At 71.7% G+C, this 21246-nt stretch carries 23 protein-coding genes; 10 read left to right on the top strand and 13 right to left on the bottom strand.

Annotated features, from left to right (window positions below; genetic code table 11):
• Window positions 1–68: 68 nt before the first annotated feature.
• The gene (locus AB0M54_RS30245) at window positions 69–332 is read right to left on the bottom strand and encodes a DUF6343 family protein (protein ID WP_364328977.1); all 264 of its coding nucleotides are present in this window, start codon (window positions 330–332) and stop codon (window positions 69–71) included.
• Window positions 333–450: 118 nt separating this feature from the next.
• On the opposite strand from AB0M54_RS30245, the gene AB0M54_RS30240 reads away from it, so the two are divergent.
• The gene (locus AB0M54_RS30240; protein WP_364328974.1) at window positions 451–1236 is read left to right on the top strand and encodes a S1 family peptidase; all 786 of its coding nucleotides are present in this window, start codon (window positions 451–453) and stop codon (window positions 1234–1236) included.
• A gap of 51 nt (window positions 1237–1287) precedes the next feature.
• Here AB0M54_RS30240 and AB0M54_RS30235 read toward each other — a convergent pair whose 3' ends face one another.
• From AB0M54_RS30235 to AB0M54_RS30215, 5 genes are read right to left on the bottom strand one after another with little or no spacing between them, the layout of a single operon-like run.
• A complete protein-coding gene (locus tag AB0M54_RS30235; protein WP_364329328.1) occupies window positions 1288–2232 on the bottom strand; it encodes an ABC transporter substrate-binding protein in 945 nt (314 codons plus the stop codon).
• Between the two features lie 8 nt (window positions 2233–2240).
• The gene (locus tag AB0M54_RS30230; protein ID WP_364328971.1) at window positions 2241–2843 is read right to left on the bottom strand and encodes an ATP/GTP-binding protein; all 603 of its coding nucleotides are present in this window, start codon (window positions 2841–2843) and stop codon (window positions 2241–2243) included.
• Window positions 2827–3159, bottom strand: coding sequence for a DUF742 domain-containing protein (locus AB0M54_RS30225; protein WP_364329325.1), 333 nt, complete (start codon window positions 3157–3159; stop codon window positions 2827–2829). The genes AB0M54_RS30230 and AB0M54_RS30225 overlap by 17 nt, the downstream gene beginning before the upstream one ends.
• A gap of 47 nt (window positions 3160–3206) precedes the next feature.
• Window positions 3207–3632 (bottom strand): roadblock/LC7 domain-containing protein, encoded by a 426-nt coding sequence (locus tag AB0M54_RS30220; RefSeq protein WP_364328968.1) that lies wholly within the window; start codon window positions 3630–3632, stop codon window positions 3207–3209.
• Complete coding sequence (locus AB0M54_RS30215; protein WP_364328965.1) at window positions 3622–6081, bottom strand: nitrate- and nitrite sensing domain-containing protein; 2460 nt, start codon at window positions 6079–6081, stop codon at window positions 3622–3624. Before AB0M54_RS30215 ends, AB0M54_RS30220 begins: the two co-directional genes overlap by 11 nt.
• A gap of 646 nt (window positions 6082–6727) precedes the next feature.
• Between AB0M54_RS30215 and AB0M54_RS30210 the strand changes: the two genes are divergently transcribed.
• Together AB0M54_RS30210 and AB0M54_RS30205 are read left to right on the top strand one after the other, a co-directional pair.
• Window positions 6728–7489, top strand: a complete 762-nt coding sequence (locus AB0M54_RS30210) for a hypothetical protein (RefSeq protein ID WP_364475048.1) — start codon at window positions 6728–6730, stop codon at window positions 7487–7489.
• 9 nt (window positions 7490–7498) lie between these two features.
• Window positions 7499–8155 (top strand): NAD(P)H-binding protein, encoded by a 657-nt coding sequence (locus AB0M54_RS30205; RefSeq protein ID WP_364475046.1) that lies wholly within the window; start codon window positions 7499–7501, stop codon window positions 8153–8155.
• Here AB0M54_RS30205 and AB0M54_RS30200 read toward each other — a convergent pair.
• Both AB0M54_RS30200 and AB0M54_RS30195 read right to left on the bottom strand, forming a co-directional pair.
• Entirely contained in the window at window positions 8148–8876 is a 729-nt protein-coding gene (locus AB0M54_RS30200) for an FAD-dependent oxidoreductase (RefSeq protein WP_364475044.1), read from the bottom strand. The two genes, AB0M54_RS30205 and AB0M54_RS30200, sit on opposite strands and share 8 nt — an antisense overlap.
• Window positions 8812–9720, bottom strand: a complete 909-nt coding sequence (locus AB0M54_RS30195) for an FAD-dependent oxidoreductase (RefSeq protein WP_364475042.1) — start codon at window positions 9718–9720, stop codon at window positions 8812–8814. The genes AB0M54_RS30200 and AB0M54_RS30195 overlap by 65 nt, the downstream gene beginning before the upstream one ends.
• Before the next feature lie 77 nt (window positions 9721–9797).
• On the opposite strand from AB0M54_RS30195, the gene AB0M54_RS30190 reads away from it, so the two are divergent.
• From AB0M54_RS30190 to AB0M54_RS30170, 5 genes are all read left to right on the top strand, one after another.
• Window positions 9798–11135 carry an acyl-CoA synthetase gene (locus AB0M54_RS30190; RefSeq protein WP_364475040.1) on the top strand — a complete coding sequence of 446 codons (1338 nt, stop codon included), beginning with the start codon at window positions 9798–9800 and terminating at the stop codon, window positions 11133–11135.
• A 4-nt stretch (window positions 11136–11139) separates the two neighbouring features.
• Window positions 11140–12831, top strand: a complete 1692-nt coding sequence (locus AB0M54_RS30185; protein ID WP_364328950.1) for an acyl-CoA dehydrogenase — start codon at window positions 11140–11142, stop codon at window positions 12829–12831.
• Between the two features lie 55 nt (window positions 12832–12886).
• Window positions 12887–13615 carry an alpha/beta fold hydrolase gene (locus tag AB0M54_RS30180; protein ID WP_364475039.1) on the top strand — a complete coding sequence of 243 codons (729 nt, stop codon included), beginning with the start codon at window positions 12887–12889 and terminating at the stop codon, window positions 13613–13615.
• Window positions 13616–13961: 346 nt separating this feature from the next.
• Window positions 13962–14990 (top strand): HAMP domain-containing sensor histidine kinase, encoded by a 1029-nt coding sequence (locus tag AB0M54_RS30175; RefSeq protein ID WP_364328944.1) that lies wholly within the window; start codon window positions 13962–13964, stop codon window positions 14988–14990.
• On the top strand, window positions 14987–15670 hold the full coding sequence (locus AB0M54_RS30170; RefSeq protein WP_364475037.1) for a response regulator transcription factor: 684 nt from the start codon (window positions 14987–14989) through the stop codon (window positions 15668–15670). The genes AB0M54_RS30175 and AB0M54_RS30170 overlap by 4 nt, the downstream gene beginning before the upstream one ends.
• A 350-nt stretch (window positions 15671–16020) precedes the next feature.
• On the opposite strand, the gene AB0M54_RS30165 is transcribed toward AB0M54_RS30170, so the two are convergent.
• Together AB0M54_RS30165 and AB0M54_RS30160 are read right to left on the bottom strand one after the other, a co-directional pair.
• Window positions 16021–16869, bottom strand: coding sequence for a class II fructose-bisphosphate aldolase (locus AB0M54_RS30165; RefSeq protein WP_364475035.1), 849 nt, complete (start codon window positions 16867–16869; stop codon window positions 16021–16023).
• 10 nt (window positions 16870–16879) lie between these two features.
• Window positions 16880–17929 carry a 1-phosphofructokinase family hexose kinase gene (locus AB0M54_RS30160; RefSeq protein WP_364328936.1) on the bottom strand — a complete coding sequence of 350 codons (1050 nt, stop codon included), beginning with the start codon at window positions 17927–17929 and terminating at the stop codon, window positions 16880–16882.
• 142 nt (window positions 17930–18071) lie between these two features.
• Between AB0M54_RS30160 and AB0M54_RS30155 the strand changes: the two genes are divergently transcribed.
• Window positions 18072–18974: a sugar kinase gene (locus AB0M54_RS30155; protein ID WP_364328933.1), complete on the top strand. Its 903-nt coding sequence runs from the start codon at window positions 18072–18074 to the stop codon at window positions 18972–18974.
• Between the two features lie 150 nt (window positions 18975–19124).
• Here AB0M54_RS30155 and AB0M54_RS30150 read toward each other — a convergent pair whose 3' ends face one another.
• Both AB0M54_RS30150 and AB0M54_RS30145 read right to left on the bottom strand, forming a co-directional pair.
• Window positions 19125–19595, bottom strand: a complete 471-nt coding sequence (locus tag AB0M54_RS30150) for a DUF1772 domain-containing protein (protein ID WP_364475033.1) — start codon at window positions 19593–19595, stop codon at window positions 19125–19127.
• Window positions 19592–20014, bottom strand: coding sequence for an ester cyclase (locus AB0M54_RS30145; RefSeq protein ID WP_364328927.1), 423 nt, complete (start codon window positions 20012–20014; stop codon window positions 19592–19594). The genes AB0M54_RS30150 and AB0M54_RS30145 overlap by 4 nt, the downstream gene beginning before the upstream one ends.
• A gap of 110 nt (window positions 20015–20124) precedes the next feature.
• On the opposite strand from AB0M54_RS30145, the gene AB0M54_RS30140 reads away from it, so the two are divergent.
• Window positions 20125–20706, top strand: a complete 582-nt coding sequence (locus AB0M54_RS30140) for a helix-turn-helix domain-containing protein (protein WP_364475031.1) — start codon at window positions 20125–20127, stop codon at window positions 20704–20706.
• Here AB0M54_RS30140 and AB0M54_RS30135 read toward each other — a convergent pair.
• Window positions 20638–21129: a hypothetical protein gene (locus tag AB0M54_RS30135; protein WP_364475029.1), complete on the bottom strand. Its 492-nt coding sequence runs from the start codon at window positions 21127–21129 to the stop codon at window positions 20638–20640. The two genes, AB0M54_RS30140 and AB0M54_RS30135, sit on opposite strands and share 69 nt — an antisense overlap.
• Between the last annotated feature and the right edge of the window lie 117 nt (window positions 21130–21246).

Below are 21246 nucleotides of genomic sequence, written 5' to 3'. Positions count from 1 at the left end.
ACAGGGGAGCGGCGGCCGCCTGGTGCGGCCGCCGCTCTCGTGTCCGCCGGCGGCCCGGATGGAGCAGGTCACTCGAACATGGAGTGGCCTTCGCCCTGGACGCGCCGGCGGGCGCGGCGGCGCCGCTGGATGACCACGATGTCGATGGCGGCGATCAGGGCGAGCACGACCAGGATCCACCCGCCGGCGGTCCAGCCGCCGCGGAAGGCGAGCACCCCGAGGGCGGCCGAGGTGATCAGGCCGAAGATCGCCAGGGCGAGCCGCAGGTTGAGGGGGCTGTACGGCCGTTCGACCGTTCCCTTACGCCCGGGCGGTTGCGGATGTACGGACACACCTCATGTCTACCCGAACGTCACCGAGTTACGCGGCGTCAGCGGCCCAGGTGGTCGAACTAGCGACCGATGTCTATGGTGAGCCGCAATCGCCTGACCTTCAGTGGAGGACGACATCGTGCGACGACGCACAGTAACGGCGGTCCTGAGCGGGGTGGTCGCCACGGCGGCGGCGGCCGTGTTCGCGATCGCCGGCACGGGGACTGCCAACGCCATCGCCAACGGTGAGCTGGTCCAGGAGGGTCAGTACCGGTTCTCGGTGCAGCTGGTCATGACCGGCATACCGACCCCGACCGGCGGCAAGCGCAACAGCGGCTGCTCCGGCGCGCTGATCGCGCGGCAGTGGATCATCACCGCCGGGCACTGCTTCCGGGACGCGAACGGCGTCCGGGTGGAGCGGCCGGTCGCCGACTCGACCGTGGCCACCATCGGCAAGGCCGACGTGAACGGCACCGGCAAGGGCTACCGCGGCGAGATCGTGGCGGTCCGCCAGTCGACCACCGCCGACGTGTCGATCGCCAAGCTGGCGTCCCCGGTCCGCGGCATCAAGCCGCTGGCCATCTCGGACGCCCCGCCCGAGGCCGGCGACGTGCTCCGGCTCACCGGCTACGGCTCGACGCAGAGCGCCAGCCCGGTGCAGGAGACCAAGCTGCGCACCGGCCAGCTGGAGGTCCTGAACGTCACCGGCACCACCATCGGCGTGGAGGGCTTCGCGCCCGCCGACAACACCACCCCGTGCCCGTTCGACTCGGGCGGCCCGTTCTTCATCGAGCAGCGCTGGCGCGCGCCCAAGCTGGTCTCCGTGGTCAGCGACGGCCCGTCCTGCCCGCACAGCGAGGAGGAGACCAGCGCCCGGGTGGACAACCTGAAGGACTGGATCGAGGACGCGATCGCCGCCTCATGATGGCGAAGGGGCCCTTCCCGGAAGAGAAGGGCCCCTTCTTCGTACGTGCGGTCAGCGCGCCGGGAGCCACTTCTCCCAGACCGCGCGGTTGTCGTCCAGCCACTTCTTGGCGGCGGCGTCCCGCGAGAGCTTGCCGACCGTGATGTCCCGGGCCACCTGGTTCTGGTCGGCGTCGGTCCACTTGAAGTTCTTCACCAGGTCGGCGGCCGGCGAGCCGCTGTCCACGAACGCCTTGCGGGCGACCTTGTCGAGGTCGTACGGCTGGTAGTCGCACTTGACGATCTTCGGGTCGGCGTCGCAGCCGGGCTTGTAGACCGGCAGGTTGACCTTGACCAGCGCGAGCTCGGCCAGCAGCCACTGCGGCGAGTAGAAGTAGCCGATCATCGGCTTCTTGTCCTTCTCGGCCTTGCGGAACGCGGCGATGAGCGCGTCCTCGCTGCCCGAGTAGACCACCTGGTAGTTCAGCCCGAGGTTCTTGATCAGCGACTCGTCGTTGGTGACGAAGGACGGGTCGCCGCCCAGGAACTGGCCCTTGTCGCCGGTCTTCTCGGTCTTGAACAGCTCGGCGTACTCGTTGAGGTTCTTGTAGTTCTTGATGTCCGGGTGTTCCTTGACCAGCCACGGCGGGACGTACCAGCCGAGCACGCCCTTGTTGCCGGTCAGGCCCTGCTCGACGGCCACCTTGCGGTCGTCGACGTACTTCTTCTTCAGGTCGTCGTGGCCCCAGTTCTCCAGGATCACGTCGACCTGACCGTTGGCGAGACCCTCCCAGGACGCGTCCTCGGTCAGGTCCTTCTCCACGACGTTGCAGCCCAGCTCGGTCTTCATCAGGTAGCCGACGACGGCGGCGTTCGCCTCGTACCCCACCCAGGGGTTGATCGCGACGTTGACCGTGCCGCAGCCGGTGCGGGTGACCCCCGGCGGGTCGGTGATCGCGGCGGCCGAGTCACCGCAGGCGGCCAGGGCCAGCACCGACGACAGCGCGGTGAGCTTCATCAGGATCTTCACGCGATCGCCGCCGACCGGCGCAGGAGCCGCTTGGCCAGCACCTCTTCGGTGAGGGCGACCAGCACGCTCTTCACCGACTCGCGGTAGCGCGCGTCGCACTCGACGATCGGCACGCTGAAGTCGAGGCCCAGGGCGTCCCGCACCTCCTCGGGGTCGTACCGCTCGGCGTGGTCGAAGTGGTTGATGCCGATCAGGAACGGGATCTCATGCTCCTCGAAGTAGTCGATCGCGGCGAAGCAGTCCTCGATCCGCCGGGTGTCCAGCAGCACGATCGCGCCGAGCGCACCGTCCACCAGGTCGTCCCAGAGGAACGAGAACCGGTCCTGCCCGGGCGTGCCGAACAGGTACAGCAGCAGCGCGTCGTCGAGGGTGATGCGGCCGAAGTCGAGCGCGACCGTGGTGGTGTTCTTGTTCATGACCGCCGAGGTGTCGTCCACGCCGATCGAGCGTTCGGTCATCTCGGCCTCGGTGACCAGCGGCTCGATCTCGGAGACGGCACCGACGAAGGTGGTCTTGCCGACGCCGAAGCCGCCGCTGATGACGATCTTGACGGACACCGGTGCCGGTGCCGCCGAGGGCTCACTAGAGCGCCCGAACACGATCCCTGATCCTTTCGATCACGCTGATGGGAAGCTCACCGAGCTGGTCCTCGACCCGCAGATAGCCCTCCGTGATGAGGTCCGCGACGATCACCCGGACCACTCCGAGGGGTACGCGCAGGGCGACCGCGAGGTCCGCGATCGACATCGGCGCCTGGCACAGCTCCACGATCCGCCGTGACTCGAAGCGCAGCGGCGCGGACAGCGCAGCCGGCGACGCGTGCAACAGCGTCTCGATGCGCAGGCCGTCCTGCAGCGGGCGGGTCCGTCCACCGGTCAGCATGAAGGGGCGGACGAACTGGTCCTCGCCGTCCATGTCCGGACGCACATGCCGGCCCGCGGACGGCCGGTCCCACGGGCCGGTCATCGCGGGAGGTATTGCCGGGACTCGGAGATCAGGGCCGGGGTGAGCAGGTCACCGAAGCGCTCGGCGAGCCGGGAGATCTCGTACCCGACCAGGCCGACATCGCTCTCGCCGCCGGCCACCACCCCCAGGCAGCTGCCGCCGGAGATGACCGACACCAGCAGGAAGCCCCGGCGCATCTCGATCATGATCAGCTTGAGGCCGTCGAAGTCGTACCGGCGGGCCGCGCTGCGGGACACGCTGGCCAGGCTGGACACGATCGCGGCCAGGTGGTCGGCCTCGGCCCGGCCCAGCCCGTCGGAGGCGGCGATCAACAGGCCGTCGGACGACACCGCGACGGCGTCGCGGACGCCGTCGGTCTGGTGCACGAAGTTGCCCAGCAACCAGTTGAACTGGTGCCGGTCCGCGGTGGTGTCAACGCTCATCGGAACCTTCTTCGGGGGGAGGGGAGCCGGCGCCGCGTTGGACGCCGCTGCGGAACGCGGTCAGCCGGGATCGGACCTCGTCGGGCGAGTCGACAACGGCGGCGGTGCGTTCGGCGGTGCGCGTGGTGGCGGCTACCGAGGTGGGTGGGGTGGTGCTGGCGGACTTCTTGGCACGTGGGGTGCGCTTCTTGAGTCCGTTGGGCGTGCGCTCGGTCGTCGTCTCCGGCGCGGGCGCGAAGGTGTAGAGGTCGAGGCCGAGCGAGGAGGAGGTCTTGGCCGATTCGTACGGCGAGGCCGCCCGCTGCGCCGGCACCGTGGGGGTGCCGGTCGCGGTGACGTACTCGATCGTGGTCGGCCGCAGCCGGCCGTCCGGGGTGGTGGCGGTGGACGGTTCGGGCGCGGCCGGCAGCGTCAGGACCTGGGTGTCGGCCAGGTCGGGACGCACGTCGGCGACGGGCTGGGGCGCCGGGGCGGGTGAGGTCGGCACCGGGGCCGGCGCCGGCGCGGACACCTCGGCCTGGAGCGGGGCGGGGGTCGGCGAGACCGCGGCCGGGCCCTCGGCCAGCAGGTGCGACGGCAGCGTGATGCGGGCCGTCACGCCGGTCACCGGGGACGGGGTCAGCTGCACCTCGAGGCCCATGTCGATGGCCAGCCGGCCGACCACGTAGTGGCCCAGGAACCGGGCCGGGGCGCTGATGAAGTCGCCCTCGCCGCGCAGCCGCTGGTTGGCCAGGTCCATGTCGGCCGCGCTCATGCCGATGCCCTGGTCGGTGACGGCGATCAGGTAGCTGTCGCCGATCCGGCGGCCCTGGATCTCGACGTCGGCGTCCGGCGGCGAGAAGGTCAGGCCGTTCTCCACCAGCTCGGCCAGCATGTGCGCGACACCGCTGACCACGGCGCCGGCGATCATCGTGTCGTCCACCCGGCGCAGCGTGACCCGGCGGTACTCCTCGACCTCGGACACCGCGGCCCGGATCACGTCGGCGATCGGCAGCGGCTCGGACCACTGGCGCAGGCTGGCCGCGCCGACCAGGACCAGCAGGCTCTCCGCGTTCCGGCGCATGCGGGTGGCGAGGTGGTCGAGCTCGAACAGGTTGGCCAGGCCGGCCGGGTCGGACTCCTCCCGCTCCAGGCGGGTGATGAAGCCGAGCTGGCGGCGGAGCAGGTTCTGGTTGCGGCGGCCCAGGTTGGCCAGCGACTCGGTGGTCGAGTGTCGCAGCGAGGCCTGTTCGGTGGCCAGCGCGAACGCGGTCGCCTGCACCCGGTCGAGCGCCGAGACCACCGACTTCACCTCGTCCGAGGCCCCGTCGGGTACGACCAGCTCGTGCGGCGCCGCGCCCGGATCACCGGCGGTGGCGCGCTGCACCGAGACCGGCAGCGTCTCGCCGGCCAGCCGGTTGGCCTCGTCGGCCAGGGTGGCGAGCGGCCGGGCGATCGACCGGGAGGCGACCGCGGCCAGGTAGACCGAGCCGGCGAAACAGGCCAGCGCGACCGCGCCGAGCACGATCATCCGCTGGGTCGCCCGGTCCTGCAGGTCGGCGGCGCGGGCCCGGATGACCGAACCCACGTGCTGTTCGAGGCGGAGCATGTCGTCCAGCACGGTGGTCAGGGCCGACCACCAGGACTGCGGGTTCACCAGCAGGTACGAGCTGCCGCCGGCGGCCAGCGCGACCTGCTCGAAGTACGCCGCGGTCTGCGCCGGGCCGGTGCTGAGCACGTAGTCCTTGGCCGCGAGCTGGGTCGGGGTGGCGTACCGCTGGAAGTCGGCCAGCGCCGCGTCCTTGCTCGCGCGCATGGTGACGAACTGCAGGAACTCACCCTTGCCGAAGCCGGTCGCGGAGAAGACGCCGTTGAGGAAGGCCCGCTCCTGGGCGGTGGCCTCCTTGGCGTCGCTGAGCGCCTGGAGGGCCGCGACGCCGCGGCGGAGCTCGGTGTCGGTGGACGCGTCCAGACCGAAGTCGACGTTGGTGAGGTCGGCGATGCGGTCGGTGTAGAACGTGAAGGTGGGCCCGCGACCGGCGGCGCTGGTGTCGGTGCCGGCGCGGACCCCGGCCAGCCCGTCCAGCTTGCGGACGGCGGTGCTGACCCGGTCCTCGACGTCGCCGCCGTCGGCGACCAGCGCCTCGACCGCGGCGCGGCGGTCGTCCACGCGCTGCCGCGCGGGCGCGAGCTCGGCCTTGAAGCCGACGTTGCCACCGAGCAGACCGGCGGTGAGACCACGCTCGGTCTGGAGTTCCTGAACCAGGTCCTGCACCGAGAGGACCAGGGTGACGGCCCGGGCCGAGGCCTCGGCGGTGCGGTAGCCGTCGACCTCGATGACCGTGATGACGCCCAGCAGTCCCAGCACGGCCGCGACCGGTAACGCCAGCGTGCGGACGATCCGGCGGCGGATGGTCCCGCCCGAGCGGGATGCGTTCAGGCTGATGGCCGGACGTCCTCGTGCGGACACGAGATCCTCTTCTCTCTGACTGGTCTTCAGGTGTGGGGCCGAACCCCGTGGCATCGCACGGTAGCGACGCGACTACAGCACTCGATCGGGCGCGGTGTCCGTCAACATGGGGTCACTGTCCGCACATGGCGGGGGACACTCTGCACTATCGATGCATAGTTGTCTACAGTGGATCTAGTCTGACGGACCCCGTGTCCGGCGGGACGGTGGGGGCTCGCGGTTCAGTTGGGGTCAGGGGGCGTACGCGGTGGCGCCGTCCGGTCAGCGGGAAAGGGTGCGCTCCCCGCGGCGCATTGGCAAGGATCATGCCTGAATGCGTGCGGGTCAACGCTCTCCGTTGATCTTTTACTTATGTGTAATCCGGTAACAACTGTCGGTGTATGCGTAAAACGCCTGCTCGGCGGCCCACCTGGGCGCTTCGGACGCAACCGGCGGCCCCGATTCGCCCGCCCCGGACGAATGTCCTGGTCGTTCGGCCCCTCGCGAGCGGCTTGGCGCACTTGATATCTTTCCGCGGTCACGGCCGGTGAGCCGGCCAGGACCGGCTCGGGACGGAGGTCTCGATGACACGAGTAGACGGCTCATGAGTCGCCACGCACGGAGGTCTCCGATGACGGACAACCGGATGAAGGATCGAGTCAAAGTGATGCTCGGAACACCAGCCGAGACCGAGACGTCGGAGCACGCCATGGTCGCGCCGAACAGCAACAACCCTCGCTTCCCGGACCAGGCCCTGCAGGTGCTCACCATGGCGCAGCGGACCGCCGAGGAGCACGTCGCCACCGCGCACCACCAGGCCGACAAGATCCGCACGGACGCCCAGGCGGCGGCCGAGCAGATCGCCCGGGACGCCCAGGTGCACGCCCACAACGTGCGCCGCGAGGCCGACAAGGTGCTGTTCGAGGCCCGCCAGGCCTCCGAGCAGATGGCCCGGGACGCCCGCGCCCGCACCGAGGAGGCGCAGCAGAACGCCGAGAAGATCATCAACGGCGCCCGCGAGCAGGCCGCGTCGGTCGGCAGCGAGGCGCACCAGGCCGCCGAGCAGCTCAAGGCGGCCGCCCAGCTGCGCTACGACGACGTGGTGGGCAGCCTCGGCTCCCGCCGCGAGTCGCTCCAGCAGCAGATCGAGGCGCTGGAGGCGTTCGACCGGGAGTACCGCTCCCGGCTGACCCACTTCATGCAGGGTCAGCTGCGCGCCCTCTGGGTCGACCAGCCGCAGGTCACCGGCGAGATCGAGGCGATGCCGGCCCCGCCGCCGCCGGCCCACGCCGCGGTCGAGCAGGAGCCGGCCGACGAGCAGCAGGCCGTCCCGAACGGCTTTGTCCCGGCCCAGCGCCCGGCGCACGACGAGGCCGGCGCCGAGGACGAGGAGCAGCAGGAGGAGGAGGACCACCAAGCCGAGCGGTAGTTTTGACGCATGGCGAAAGTGTTGATCATCGGAGGGCACGGCAAGGTCGCGCTGCTGCTGGCGCCGCTTCTGGTCGCCGCGGGCGACGAGGTGACGTCGGTGATCCGCGACCCGGCCCACAGCGATGAGGTGGCGGCCACCGGAGCGACACCGGTGGCCGCCGATGTGCAGGCGCTCGACGTCGCCGGGCTGACCTCGTTGCTCGCCGGGCAGGACGCGGTGGTGTGGTCGGCCGGCGCGGCCGGGCGCGAGCCGTGGCCCGACACCACCTACGCGGTCGACCGGGACGCGGCGATCCGCTCGATGGACGCGGCGTCGGCGGCCGCGGCCCGCCGGTACGTCATGGTCTCCTACTTCGGCGCCGGCAAGGACCACGGTGTCCCTGCCGACCAGCGCTTCTTCCCGTACGCCGAGGCCAAGGCGGCGGCCGACGACCACCTGCGCGGGTCGCGCCTCGACTGGACCATCCTCGGTCCCAGCGGGCTGACCCTCGACCCGCCGACCGGACGCATCGAGACCGCGGCCCAGGGCGCCACCAGCGGCCAGGTCGGCCGGGCCGACGTGGCCGCGGTCATCGCCGCCGTCCTGCACGACCCCGCGACAATCGGCCGGACGATCAACTTCAACAACGGCGAGACCCCGATCGCCGACGCGATCGCTAGGTGAGCACCCGCTGGTGCAGGGCCGTCACCACCGCGCGGGCCGAGACGAAGGCGCCGTGCTGCCAGGCGACCTCGTGGCTGAGCCAGTTGCCGGCGAAATAGACGCGGCCGGCCGGTTCGAGGAGCAGGCGGTACGGGGCGCTGCCCCACGGCGGTGACGTCCACGCGCCCTCGAGGTAGGGCGTGCGGTGCCACGCGACGGAGAACGCCGCCGCCAGCTCGGAGCGGTACTTCTCGCCGTGGATCTTGACGCCCTGGTCCACCGCGCGGGCGGTCCGTTCCGCCGGGGTCAGGGCGCCGTAGGCCCGGGCCGCGGCGCCGGTGTTGTAGTAGCCGACGATCAGGCCCCGGCGGGCGTGGAAGTCGTGCGACGGGTACCAGACGTGCGCCAGGTCGAGGTCGGTCTCGGTGATGCCGCCGTAGATCCGCAGGTCGGTCTCCCACCAGCGGCTGCGGTACTCGAGCCCGATCTTGCCGGAGGCGGTCGCCGGGAACGAGCCGAGCGCGGCCGTCACGTCGGCGCCCAGGTTGTGCGGGATCCGGGCCATCAGGTGCGGCGGCAGCGTCGCGATGCAGAAGTCGGCGGTGATCGCTCGCGTCCGCCCGCCCTGCCGGTAGGTCACCGTGACGTCGTGCGCCCGGTTCGAGACGGTCAGAACCTCAGACCCGAGGTGTACGCGGTGCCGGCCGACCGCCGCGGTCAGAGCGGCCGGGATGCGGTCCATGCCACCCACCGGCTGGAACATCATCATCGCCTGGTCGTAGCCGAACTCGAAGCTGAAGTACCGGCCCACGTTGCTGGCGAACACGTCGGACAGCCCCGGCGGTCCGGCCAGCGGGGGTGCCCGCGTCGTCGCCGGCGCCGGGATAGGAGGCGAAGCCGCGCCGGCTGCCACCGGTGTACGTGTGCGCCGGCCCGATCGCCCCGAAGCCCTCCAGGAACGCCAGCAGCCGCGCCCGGTCCGCCGCCGTCAGCCGGGCGTCCAGCGCGCCCTGGTCGGTGGCCTTGGCGAGCAGCTCGGAGACGTACCCGTAGACGTCGGCCTTGGCCGTGCGGTGACGGATCGGTGTGCCGGTGGCCTCGTTGTAGATGAGCGCGTCGGCGTTGGCGTTGACGAACGGCTGGATCTCGACGCCCAGCTCCCGGCAGTAGTCGAGGGTGACCATCCACTGGGCGATCCGGGCCGGTCCGGCGTTCAGGTGGACGCCGGGGGAGTAGCCGGCCCGCTGGGTGTGCCCGTCCAGGTCGGTCTGGGCGGTGCCGCCGCGGACGGTGAAGTTGCGGCCGCCGGTGACCCTGCGCGCCTCCAGGATCGTGCTGTCGTAGCCGGCCTTGCCCAGTTCGTAGGCGGCGGCCAGCCCGGCGATGCCACCGCCGAGGATGACCACCTTCTTGGCGGCGCGGCCGGTCAGGTGGAAGTCGGAGGGGCGCGGCGCCCGGAAGCCGGGGGCGGTGGCGTGGGCCGGGGCCAGGCCGAGCGCGCCCATGGTGGCGAAGAGCGCGCCGGCGCCACCGCTGACGCCGACGGACTGGAGGAAACGACGACGGCTCAAAGCTGCATCACGCATGTGGTCGATCCTGTGTTCACAGTGTTACATCGACATCGGTCAAAAGTTGCATAGGGGTTTCCGATACTGTCGGCGGTGTGCCGCTGCTGACGTCCCTGTACGGGCCCGACCGGGCCGCCGCCGTGACCGCGCCGGACGCCACGCTGTCCGGTCATGAGCTGCTCGAACGCGCCTCGGGAGTGGCCGCCGCGATCGCCGGCCAGAAGATCGTCGCGGTGGATGCGACGCCGACCGCCGCCACCGTCGTGGCGATCACCGGCGCGCTGCTGGCCGGTGTGCCCGTCGTACCCATCCCGCCCGACGCCGGGCACGTCGAGCGCGCGCACCTGCTCGCCGACAGCGGCGCCACCCTTATCCCGTCCTCGTACCCCAAGGGCGACCTGCCGCCGGAGCCCGGCCCCGACCGGCCCGCGCTCGTGCTCTACACCAGCGGCACCACCGGGCCGCCGAAGGGCGTCGTCATCTCGCGCGCGGCCGTCGCGGCCGGCCTCGACGCGCTCGCCTCGGCCTGGGAGTGGACCGAGGACGACACGCTGGTGCACGGGCTGCCGCTCTACCACGTGCACGGGCTGGTCCTCGGGGTGCTCGGCGCGCTGCGCGTCGGGTCGCCGCTGGTGCACACCGGAAAACCCACCCCTGACGCGTACGCCGCGGCGGGCGGCACCCTCTACTTCGGTGTGCCGACGGTGTGGTCGCGCGTCGTCGCCGCGCCCGCCGCGGCCCGGGCGCTCAGCCACGCTCGCCTGCTCGTCTCCGGGAGCGCCGCTCTGCCCGTAGGAGTGTATGAGGGTTTGGAAGAGCTGACCGGGCAGGCGCCGGTCGAGCGGTACGGGATGACCGAAACGCTGATCACGGTCAGCGCGCGTTCGTCCGGCGAGCGGCGGCCCGGACATGTCGGCACCCCGATCGACGGTGTCCAGACGCGGCTGGTCGACGAGCGCGGCGCTCCGGTGGCCCCGGACGGCGCCACGATCGGCCACCTCCAGGTGCGCGGGCCCACGCTGCTCGACGGCTACCTGCGCGACGGCGCGGTCGTGCCGCCCGACCTGGTCGACGGCTGGTATCCGACCGGGGACGTGGCCACGATCGGGCCGGACGGGTGGCACCGGATCGTCGGGCGCGCCTCCACCGACCTGATCAAGACCGGCGGCTACCGGGTCGGCGCCGGCGAGGTCGAGGACGCGCTGCTGGCCCACCCGGCGGTGCGGGAGGCGGCGGTGATCGGCACCCCGCACGACGACCTGGGGGAACAGATCACCGCGTTCGTCGTGCTCACCGGTCCGGTCGACTCCTCCGCGTTGATCAACTTCGTGGCCGGCCGGCTGGCCGCGCACAAGCGCCCGCGGGAGATCCGGCCGGTCGGCGAGCTTCCTCGCAACCCCATGGGCAAGGTGCAGAAGAGTCGCCTACGGTGAGAATGTGTCGACGATCCTGAACCGCCGCGACCTCGACTTCCTCCTGTACGAGTGGCTCGACGTCGAGTCGCTGACCGCCGACCCGCGGTTCGCCGACCACGGGCGCGAGACGTTCGACGCCGCGCTCGACCTCGCCGCCGTCCTGGCCGAGCGGGAGTTCGCCCCGCACAACCGCCGCAACGACCTCGAGGAGCCGACCTTCGACGGCACGACCGTCACGGTCATCCCCGAGGTGGGCAAGGCGCTGCGGTCGTTCGCCGACGCCGGGCTGCTGTCGGCCACCTTCCCCTCGTCGGTCGGCGGCATGGACCTGCCCCACGTGGTCGGGCGGGCGTGTTTCGCGTGGTTCCAGGCGGCGAACATCGCCACGTCGGCCTATCCGATGCTGACCATGGGCAATGCCGCGTTGCTCCTCCGGTACGGTTCGCCGGCCCAGATCTCTTCCTACGTGCGACCGATGCTTTCCGGCCGCTTCACCGGCACGATGTGCCTTTCCGAGCCGCAGGCCGGGTCGTCGCTCAGCGACGTTGTTTGTAAAGCGGCTCGTCAGGACGACGGCACGTACTCCATCACCGGGTCCAAGATGTGGATCTCGGGCGGCGACCATGAGCTCACCGAGACCATCGTCCACCTGGTTCTCGCGCGCGTCGTCGGCGCTCCGGCCGGGGTGAAGGGCCTGTCGCTCTTCATCGTGCCCAAGCATGACGTCGAGACCGGCGAGCGCAACAACGTCACGCTGGCCGGGCTCAACCACAAGATGGGCTTCCGGGGTACGACCAACGCGGTGCTCGCCTTCGACGGCGCCACCGGCCACCTGGTCGGCGACGAGGGTCAGGGCCTGGCGCAGATGTTCCACATGATGAACGAGGCGCGCATCGGGGTCGGGGCGGGCGCCGTGGCCCTCGGATACACGGGGTATCTGCACGCTCTCGCGTACGCGCGGGAACGGCGCCAAGGTCGGCCACCCGCCGGGAAGGACCCGAACGCACCCGCCGTGCCCATCGTGCGCCACCCCGACGTGCGGCGGATGCTGCTGGCGTCCAAGAGCTACGTCGAGGGCGGCCTGGCGCTGATCCTCTACGCCGCCAAGCTCGTCGACCAGGGCAACGACCAGCTGCTGGACGTGCTCACCCCGATCGTCAAGGCGTGGCCGTCCCAGTGGTGCCTGCGCGCCAACGACCTGGCCATCCAGGTGCACGGCGGCTACGGCTACACCCGGGAATACCCGGTCGAGCAGTTCTACCGCGACAACCGCCTCAACCCCATCCACGAGGGTACGGACGGCATCCAGGCGCTCGACCTCCTCGGCCGGAAGGTGCTGCTGAACAATGGCCTCGACGTGCTTCTCTCGGCCATCCGAGCCTCCTGCGCCGCCGAGTCCGCCTATTCCACGCGCCTGCTGGCCCTCTGCGACCGCCTCGCCTCGGTCACGGCCGCGTTGTGGGCCTCGGGCGACCCCGGCCGGGCGCTGGCCAACGCCTCGACCTACCTGGACGCGGCCGGGCACATCGTGATCGCCTGGATGTGGCTGTCCCAGCTGTCCGCCGCCGGCGACCGGGCCGGCGCCTTCTACGACGGCAAGCGGCTCGCCGCCCGGTACTTCTTCGACCACGAACTCCCGCGCGTCGGCCCGTGGCTCGACCTGCTCGAATCCGGCGACACCCTGCTCCTCGACCTGGACGACTCGGTCCTGTGAGCCCGCGCCGTATTTCGCGGGCGCCGGTTCCCACTCGCCGCTAGCCTGCGGGGCGATGACTATCGCGCATGAGGTGACCGGCGAAGGTCCCACCGTCGTCCTGCTCCACTCGACGGTGTGCGACCGCCGCATGTGGACCCCGCTGGTCCCCGACCTGGCCGCCGCCGGCCACCGGGTGATCACCTGCGACCTGCCCGGCTTCGGCGACACCCCGGTGCCCGCCGAGCCCTACAACGACGCCGACGAGGTGTCCGCCCTCTTCGACCGGGCGGCGCTGATCGGCTCCTCCGGCGGCGGCGGGGTGGCCCTCGAACTGGCCGCCCGCTTCCCGTCCCGCGTGACGGCGCTGGCCCTGCTGTGCACGGCCTTGCCCGGCCACCCGCCCAGCGAGGCCCGCCGCGCCTTCGGCAACCAGGAGGACGCCTTCCTGGCCGCCGGCGACCTCGAGGCGGCCACCGCCCTGAACGTATCCACGTGGCTGGGCCCCGAAGCCTCCGCGGCGACCCGCGCCTCGGTCCACACCATGCAGCGCCACGCCTTCGACATCCAGCGGGCCGCCCCCGAGCCCGCCGAGATCACCCACCCCTACGACATCGCCGCGATCACCGCCCCCACCCTGCTCGTCTCCGGGGCCCACGACCTCCCCGAGTTCACCGACACAGCCACCCACGTGGCCGCCACCCTGCCGAACGCCGACCACCGCCACCTCGACTGGGCCGGCCACCTCCCCAGCCTCGAACGCCCCGACCTCATCAACCCCCTCCTGATCGACTTCCTCAGCTAGCCGCCGCACTCAACCTCACCGGCTCGGTGCCCGCTCTCGCTGGGTGCCGGCCCTCGCGGCGTGGCTGCTCTTGCTGGGTGCCGGCCCTCGCGCTGGTCATGGGCTGAGGTCGGTTGCCAGGCGCCCGGGCTGCCCGCTCACCCTCGCTGCCGCCCCTCACCCTGGTTGCCCGGCGCTGGTGGTAGGCCCTGACGGTGTTCGGGGCTGCGATGGCGTGTTGGCCCACCACTGGCGGGAGCGGTGGTGGCGCGGCACGGTATGGCCGGCCCGGTCAAGCCGATGCCCTGAAGCCGGCCGCGGCCGCGTTGTCATGCCGGTGTTAGGCGCCACGGGGCATGCTGGCGGGATGCGAGCCAAGGCGCGCTTCACGATTCTGTACGCCGGGGGGTTTCTCGCCTCCGGGGTGGTGCTGCTGGTTCTGACGTTCGCGCTGGCCCAAGGGCGGTCGACGGTGCCGGTGGGTGGGCCGCCGGCGGCGCCTGAGCCGGCCATTCACGCTCGGCAGCTGGTGGTGGGGGCGCTGCTGGCCCTGGTCGTCATGGCCGGGGCGTCGCTGGTGCTCGGGCGGTTGCTGGCCCGGCGGGTGCTGCGGCCGCTGCGGGACATCACGGACGCCACGCGGCGGATCTCCGCCGACAGCCTTGACCAGCGGCTGGCCGTGGACGGGCCGGCCGACGAGGTGAAGGATCTGGCCGACACGATCGACGAGCTGCTCGGACGGCTGGAAACCTCGTTCACCGCCCAGGGTCGTTTCGTGGCCAACGCGTCGCACGAGTTACGCACGCCGCTGGCCACGATGCGCGCCTCGCTCGACGTGGCGGTGGCCAAGCCCGCCGCGGCGGCGTCGACGGTGGCGCTGGCCGACCGGCTCCGCGTCCAGCTCGACCGGGTCGACCACCTGCTCGAAGGTTTCCTGGTGCTGGCCCGGGCCCAGCACGGCGCCCTGGCCGGCACCTCGCCGGTCGACCTCACCGCGCTGGTGGCGGCCGCCCTGCCCGCCGCCCGCCCGGCGACCACCCTGGATCTGCCCTCGTCGCTGGTCGTCCAGGGCAGCCCGCCCCTGCTGTCCCGCCTGGTCGGCAACCTCGTCGACAACGCCGTCACCCACAACGAGCCCACCGGCTGGATCAAGATCAAGGGCATGCGGGGGTACGCCGGGACGACGCTGATCGTCGAGACCGGCGGCCCGGTCCTCGACCAGCGCGAGGTGGACCGCCTGACCCAGCCGTTCGAACGCCTGGGCCACGAACGCACCGGCTCCTCCGGCCTGGGCCTGTCCATCGTGGCGGCGGTGGCCGCGGCCCACGGCGGCCAGGTCGGCCTGCTGGCCCGTCCCGGCGGCGGCCTCCGCGTGACCGTGGTGCTCCCGTCGTGAGGATCCTGGTCGTGGAGGACGACCCGGCCCTGGCCGAGGTGATCGCCGAGGGCCTGCGGGACCAGGGCCTGGCCGTGGACCTGGCCCACGACGGCCTGACCGCCGCCGCGAAACTGGACGTCACCACCCCCGACGTCGTCATCCTCGACCGGGACCTGCCCGGCCTGCACGGCGACACCCTCTGCCAGATGATCACCGAGGCTCCGCTCCGGGCCGGACGCCCCGGCCGTCCGATGGTCCTGATGCTCACCGCGGCCGGCGCCCCCGGCGACCGGGTCAGTGGCCTGACCCTGGGCGCCGACGACTACCTGTCCAAGCCGTTCCACTTCCCCGAGCTGATCCTGCGGATCCACGCGCTGGCGCGCCGCCGCCCCTACGCCCGCGCGAGAACCCTGTCGGTGGCCGGCATCGACCTGGACCCGGTTCGCCGGATCGCCACCCGGGACGGCCGCGGCCTGGACCTGTCGGTGAAGGAGTTCGCCGTCCTGGCGGCGCTGCTCCAGGCCAGCCCCGGCTTCCTGAGCGCCGAGGCCCTGCTCGACCAGGTCTGGGACGAGAACGCCGACCCGTTCACCAACACCGTGGCCGTCACCGTCGGCCGCCTGCGCCGCAAACTGGGCGACCCGCCCGCCATCGTCACCACGCCCGGGGTCGGCTACCGCGTGCCGCCGGCCGAGTGACCACCCGTTCTCAGCAGTTTCACACCCAAAATCAACGACCAATGCTGAGGTACGCGCACACCAAAGTCCCGCCATCCGGGCCCAGCCGCCGTCGCTGGTCCCGCTCCGCGCGCCCCCCGCCGGGTCGTCCCACCCGGTCCCGCCAGCATCCCCATACGGCCCAAAGCCCCGCCCGGCCTCGCCCCGCTGTGCCGCGCCCCGCCTCGCTGTGCCGTGCCGCGCCTTGCCGCGCCTCGCCCCGCCTCGATCCTGCTTGCCTTGACCCGCCTTGACCCGCTCGCCTCGGCTTGCCTCGACCCGCCTGGCCCTGCCCGGCGAAGTAGGCATGGGCACGCGCGGGGCCGGGGCGGCTAGGGCCGTGGTTCGGCGCCGGCCAGCAGGGTCAGGGCGGCTGCGACGGTGGCGGCCATGGCGTCTCGGGCGGGTGCGACGTACTTGCGGGGGTCGACCAGGGTGGGGTTTTCGGTGAGGGTGGCGCGTACGGCGCCGGTGAAGGCTGTGTTCAGGGCTGTGCCGATGTTGACCTTGAGCATGCCGGCGTGGACGGCCTGGGTCAGTTCGTGGTCGGGGACGCCTGAGGAGCCGTGCAGGACCAGGGGTACGGGGACGGCGTCGCGTAGGCGGGCGATCAGGTCGTGGTCGAGGGTTGCTGTGCGGGTGAGCATGGCGTGGGAGGAACCGACCGCCACGGCCAGGGCGTCGATGCCGGTTGCCGCGACGTAGGACGCCGCCTCGGTGGGGTCGGTGCGGACGCCGGGGGCGTGGGCGCCGTCCTTGCCGCCTACCTCGCCCAGTTCACTCTCCACCCACAGGCCCTGCGCGTGGCACCGTTTCGTGGCGGCGTGGGTCGCGGCCACGTTCTCGTCGAACGGGCGCTTCGACGCGTCGTACATGACTGAACCGAAGCCGTTGCCGGCCGCCTGGTCGAGCAGTTCGTCGTCCTCGACGTGGTCCAGGTGCAGCGCGACCGGGACGGTGGCGGCCTCGGCGATGCTCAGCGCGGCGGCGGCGATCGGGGCCAGGCGGCGGTGGTGGAACTTCACCGCGTTCTGGCTGATCTGCAGGATCACCGGCAGGCCGGCCTGCTCGGCGCCGGTGACGATGGCCTCGGCGTGCTCGATCATGATCACGTTGAAGGCGCCCGCCGCGCCGCCGGTCGCGCGCGCCCGGTCGATCAGCTCTCCGGTCGGGGTGAACATCTGGTGCTCCTCAGCATCGGGGTGGAACGGGGTGGCCGACCACGGCGGCGGCTGCTCGTAGCCGGTGGTAGGTGTCCGGGTCGAAGGATCCGGCGACCGGCGCGGCCACCGTGGCGCCGGACAGCGCGACGGCGTCGGCCAGCATCTCGGGCCAGGGGGTGCCGTCCCGCAAGCCTCGCGCGAGGGCCGCGACACAGGCGTCTCCCGCGCCGGTCGGGTTGCCGGCCACGACCTCGGGCGGGGGCGCTTCCCAGCCGCCGCCTTCCGCCACGGCCAGCAGGCCTTGCGGGCCCCGTGACACCACGACCGAGCGGGCTCCCAGGGAGCGAACGTGTTCGGCCCGCTCCCGCCACGCGCTGACGGTTGTCGGGGACGCGTCGACCGAGGAGCCGGTGGGGGGAGGGGAGGACGCGGACGCGGTGGGGGGAGGGGAGAGCGCGGAGGTGGCTTGGGGAGGGGAAGGCGCGGCGGTGGCTGGGGGTGGGGCTTTGCGGTGGGCCAGGAGGTCGGCCAGCTCGGCCGCGTTGGGTTTGGCTATGTGGGGGCGCGCGGCCAAGGCCTCGTGCAGGGCGGGGCCGCTGGTGTCGAGGACCACGGGTACGTCGTGCTCGGCGGCCAGGAGGGTCAGGGTCGCGTAGCCGTCGGTCGGGATGCCGGGCGGGAGGGAACCGCACAGGGCCACCACCGTGGCCCGGGGGAGCAGGGTTCGGAAGTGGCTCATGAAGGCCGACCACGACTCGGCGGTGATCTGCGGGCCGGGCTCCCAGAAGCCGGTGGCATCGGTCCCGTCGGCGACGGTGACCGTGCGGCGGGATTCGATCGGGGCGGTCACGAACGATGACGGCAGGCCCGCCGTACGGAGCAGGTCGGTGATCTGGGTGCCGACGGCACCGCCGACGATGCCGGTCGCCAGCACCGGCTCGCCCAGGGCGTGCAGGACGCGGGCCACGTTCAGGCCCTTGCCGCCGGCGCGGGACCGCACCGACGAGACCCGGTGGGTGGCGTGCGGGATCAGCGCATCGACCGTGTACGTGAGGTCGAGCGCCGGATTCAACGTCACCGTGACGATCATTCTGAGGCCGAGTCAACTGATCGAACGCGCAGCTGTCAACAGCCGTTTGTGCGCGTATGGTGCTCGCTGGCACGGCAATGTGGCAATCGTGCATTCCAGAGTGAGCGTTTGAGCATTTCTAGGAGCGAGTGTGGACGTACTGGTCGTCGGCGACGCCAACCCCGACCTGATTCTGCGCGGCGACGTGCGGCCGCGGTTCGGGCAGGCCGAGCAACTGCTGACCGGGGCCGATCTGGTGCTCGGCGGGTCGGCGTCGATCACGGCGGCGGGTCTGGCCAGGCTCGGTGTGCGTACGGCGCTGCTGACGGCGATCGGCCACGACGTCTTCGGCGACGTGACCCGGCGGGCGATCACCGGCCGTGGCGTCGAGCTGCGTGAGGTCGAGCGGGCCGACAACACCCCGACCGGCCTCAGCGTGATCCTCTCCGAGCCGGGCGACAAGGCGATCCTCACGCTGCCGGGCACGATCCCGGCGCTCCGCCCCGACGACATCACCGACGAGCACCTGGCCGGCGTACGCCACCTGCACGTCTCCAGCCTCTATCTCCAGCCCGCCCTGGCCGCCGGGCTGGCCCCGGTCTTCGCCCGGGCGCGGGCCCAGGGCCTGACCACGTCGCTGGACACCAACTGGGACCCGGCCGAGAAGTGGGAGTCGATCGGCGCGATCCTCGAGCACACCGACGTCTTCCTGCCCAACGCCAACGAGCTGCGCGCGGTCACCGGGGTGACCGACCTGGACGCGGCGGCCCGTTCCCTGGGGAGCACCACGGTGGTGATGAAGGACGGCGAACACGGCGCCCGCGCCTGGTGGACCGGCAACAGCGCCACCACCCCCGGCCACGCCGTCGAGGTCGTCGACACCACCGGCGCCGGTGACAGCTTCAACGCCGGCTTCCTGGCCGCCCGCCTCCAGGATCAAGGCATCGAAGAGGCCCTGCGCTGGGCGGTCGCGGCGGGTTCCCTGAGCACCCGTGCCGCCGGCGGCACCGCGGCCCAGGCCACCCGCGACGACGTCCTCGCCCTGACGCGCTAGGAACTGCTCCGCGCGGCGGCGCTCGGGGCGACCGACGCGCTGTGTGTGGTGACGCCGAAGGACCGCAGAGGCGTGGGGCTTGGGGCGCGGCTATCGGATGAGGATTGCGCCCGGGGCGAGAGCGGCCGGGTTCAAGGCGTGGGTGGCGGGTCAGCTGATGAGGCTCAGGCCCAGGGCCAGGACGGCCAGGCCCTGCAGGATGGCTCGGGGGGCGATGATGCGGTCCCAGTTCTGTTGCAGGGCGCGGGCGTCGGCGGGGGTTTCGTGGGCGGCGGCGGCCGCGGTGAGTTTGCGGTTGATGGGGGCGCTGATCCGCAGGTAGAGCAGAATCCAGACGGCCAGCAGGACGAAGGCCGCGCCGGCGGTTGCCGCGGCGGTGGGGCGGCCGGCCAGGGCGGCCAGCACGGCAGCGACGGCGGCGGCGATGATGCCGATGATTCCGGGCGCGGGCATGCGCCGGTCGGCCACGCGTTGGACGTTGCCCATGACGGCGGTGAGGGTGGCGTCGTCGACCCGGGCGAGGGCGGGTCGCTGGACGAGCGCGAAGAAGGCGTCGGCGCCGTAGACGATCGCGGTGCTCACGATCGCCACGAGCGCGGCCAGCTGGGCGAGCAGCGTCATGCCTGGAGCCCGCCCAGCTGCGGCAGGGCGCCGATCTGCTGGAACATCTGCATCAGGTTCAGCTGGTCCCAGTGCTCGACGAACAGGCCGTCCTGGACGCGCCAGATGTCGATGCTGCGCATCTCGACGGGTTGGCCGCTGGCGGGGATGCCCAGCAGGTCGCCGGTGTGGGTGCCCCGGTAGACGAAGCGGCCCACCACCCGGTCGCCGGCGATGATCAGGTCTTCCATCGTGACGGTGACGTCGGGGAGGCCGGTGAAGAACGCGGCCCAGAACTGCCGGTTGGCCTCGCGGCCGTCGGCGACGAAGTCGTTGTGGTTCAGGTAGTTCTCGGCGACGAACTTCTCGACCAGGTCGGGGTTGTGGGTGTTGGTCATCTCGACGAAGAGGTCGGCGAGCTGGCGTCCGGGTGTGGTCATGTCGGGCTCCTCCAACAGGGGTTAGCGTTGCTACCGTTAGCGACGCTAACCCCTCCCGGACGCTCGCGTCAATAGCGTTGCTAGAACGGGTAGCAGTGCTACAGTCGGGTGTGGCAATCGAAGACCGCCGGCAACGCGAGCGCCTCGCCCGTCGCCGGCTCATCACGGCAACGGCGCGCGCCCTGGCCGAGAGCGAGGGCTGGGACGCGGTCACCACGCGCCGGTTGTCGACCGAGATCGAATACAGCCAGCCGGTGCTGTACAAGCATTTCGGGTCGATGGACGACATCGTCGAGGCCGTCGCCGTCGAGGGCTTCGGCGAACTCGCCGAGACGCTGCGCGCGGCCCGCCTCGGCAGCCCCACACCCGCCGACGAGCTCGGCCGGGTCGCCGCCGCCTTCAACGCCTTCGCCGCGGCGAACCCCGCCCTCTACGACGCGATGTTCATCCGGTCGACGCGGCTGCACTTCGGTGCCGACGACACTCCGGCGCCGCTGATCGAAGCGTTCACCGCACTGCGCGAGACCGTCGCCACGGTCGCCGCCGATCGCGACATCGACACCCTCACCGAGGTCTTCTGGGCCGCCCTGCACGGCTTGGCCACCCTCGGCCGCACCGCCCGCCTACGCCCCGACCACGACACCGCCCGCATCAACCTGTTGGTAACCCAGTTCCAGGCGGCTGCCTTCTGACAGTAGCGCTTCGATGTCGCTGGCCACACCCGAGGCCCGATCTCCCATCTGGGAGTTACGGGCGAACCAGGCGGGCAGTTCTCTGGTTGGATCCGGCCAGAATTGGATCAGCCAGTAGTACCCGTCGCCGTCAGCCGGCCGGCGTGCGACTCGTACACGGAACCACTCCGTGTCGCCGAGGTGAAGGTCGGCCTCACCGTAGCCGCCGGTCAGGTCCGTCAGGGCCAATTCGCCCGAGCTTGATCGGAACGGTGTCTCCAGGATCTCATCGAAGTGTGCGCGCTCCGCCGCGGGCGGCACGTCGTGCAGCTCAATACGCACTGTGTGGTCGGACAGGTCAGGGGCCTGAGCAGCGATCCAGCCGGCGCCCGATCCGGCGAACGCCCCGGTCGGCATGTCTCCGCGGTCGCGGTGATGCGGCATTTGTGGGTCCTCGTTCGGGTCTCACGCCTGGTTCGTGTCCGCGAGGATCAAGATCCCGTAGTCCGGATGGTAGTCGTCAGTTTCGAACGCTCGCATCACAGCCACGAGGCCCAGGCT

Source organism: Actinoplanes sp. NPDC051470 (assembly GCF_040682035.1).
Taxonomy (GTDB): domain Bacteria; phylum Actinomycetota; class Actinomycetes; order Mycobacteriales; family Micromonosporaceae; genus Actinoplanes.
This window is presented reverse-complemented; position numbering and strand designations above follow the sequence as displayed.

Excerpts from the sequence above, each read along its gene's own strand:
- AB0M54_RS30235 (WP_364329328.1), bottom strand. The coding sequence starts at position 2,232 with ATGAAGCTCACCGCGCTGTCGTCGGTGCTGGCCCTGGCCGCCTGCGGT.
- AB0M54_RS30225 (WP_364329325.1), bottom strand. The coding sequence starts at position 3,159 with ATGGACGGCGAGGACCAGTTCGTCCGCCCCTTCATGCTGACCGGTGGA.
- AB0M54_RS30220 (WP_364328968.1), bottom strand. The coding sequence starts at position 3,632 with ATGAGCGTTGACACCACCGCGGACCGGCACCAGTTCAACTGGTTGCTG.
- AB0M54_RS30210 (WP_364475048.1), top strand. The coding sequence starts at position 6,728 with ATGCTCGGAACACCAGCCGAGACCGAGACGTCGGAGCACGCCATGGTC.
- AB0M54_RS30205 (WP_364475046.1), top strand. The coding sequence starts at position 7,499 with ATGGCGAAAGTGTTGATCATCGGAGGGCACGGCAAGGTCGCGCTGCTG.
- AB0M54_RS30200 (WP_364475044.1), bottom strand. The coding sequence starts at position 8,876 with ATGGACCGCATCCCGGCCGCTCTGACCGCGGCGGTCGGCCGGCACCGC.
- AB0M54_RS30195 (WP_364475042.1), bottom strand. The coding sequence starts at position 9,720 with ATGCGTGATGCAGCTTTGAGCCGTCGTCGTTTCCTCCAGTCCGTCGGC.
- AB0M54_RS30180 (WP_364475039.1), top strand. The coding sequence starts at position 12,887 with ATGACTATCGCGCATGAGGTGACCGGCGAAGGTCCCACCGTCGTCCTG.
- AB0M54_RS30175 (WP_364328944.1), top strand. The coding sequence starts at position 13,962 with ATGCGAGCCAAGGCGCGCTTCACGATTCTGTACGCCGGGGGGTTTCTC.
- AB0M54_RS30165 (WP_364475035.1), bottom strand. The coding sequence starts at position 16,869 with ATGTTCACCCCGACCGGAGAGCTGATCGACCGGGCGCGCGCGACCGGC.
- AB0M54_RS30150 (WP_364475033.1), bottom strand. The coding sequence starts at position 19,595 with ATGACGCTGCTCGCCCAGCTGGCCGCGCTCGTGGCGATCGTGAGCACC.
- AB0M54_RS30145 (WP_364328927.1), bottom strand. The coding sequence starts at position 20,014 with ATGACCACACCCGGACGCCAGCTCGCCGACCTCTTCGTCGAGATGACC.
- AB0M54_RS30135 (WP_364475029.1), bottom strand. The coding sequence starts at position 21,129 with ATGCCGCATCACCGCGACCGCGGAGACATGCCGACCGGGGCGTTCGCC.